This window comes from Neoaquamicrobium microcysteis (genome assembly GCF_008180155.1).
Taxonomy (GTDB): domain Bacteria; phylum Pseudomonadota; class Alphaproteobacteria; order Rhizobiales; family Rhizobiaceae; genus Aerobium; species Aerobium microcysteis.
Genome location: NZ_VSZS01000016.1, coordinates 1 through 363, shown reverse-complemented (window position 1 = coordinate 363; position 363 = coordinate 1). Strand labels below are relative to the sequence as shown.

Here is a 363-nt window from a genome sequence, read left to right as displayed (position 1 = left end):
GGCGGCGTGAGCTAACGGAGGCTCTGGTCCATCAGGTTTGTCACATTAGGCCGCTGCATCTCGATGAAGCAAGCGGCGCTGTTTGATGGTTTCGCGTTTGATCCTTTCCCTTTCCAGCGTGATGATATCGCCGCGCCCGAAGTAGACGTCGGCAGGGGTGAGATTGTCGAGGCTCTCGTGGTAGCGGCGGTGGTTGTAGTGATCGACGAACGCCGCGACCTGCTGCTCGAGATCACCCGGCAGGAAGTAGTTTTCGAGCAGGATGCGGTTCTTCAACGTCTGGTGCCATCGCTCGATCTTGCCTTGGGTCTGAGGATGGCAGGGCGCCCCGCGCGTATGTTCCATGCCCTTGTCGGATAGCCA

Annotated in this window: 1 protein-coding gene; it reads right to left on the bottom strand. The window is 59.2% G+C overall.

Annotated elements, in window-relative coordinates:
* Positions 1-45: 45 nt before the first annotated feature.
* A partial coding sequence (locus FY036_RS00050; protein WP_148912704.1) for an integrase core domain-containing protein occupies positions 46-363 on the bottom strand: 318 nt, incomplete at its 5' end.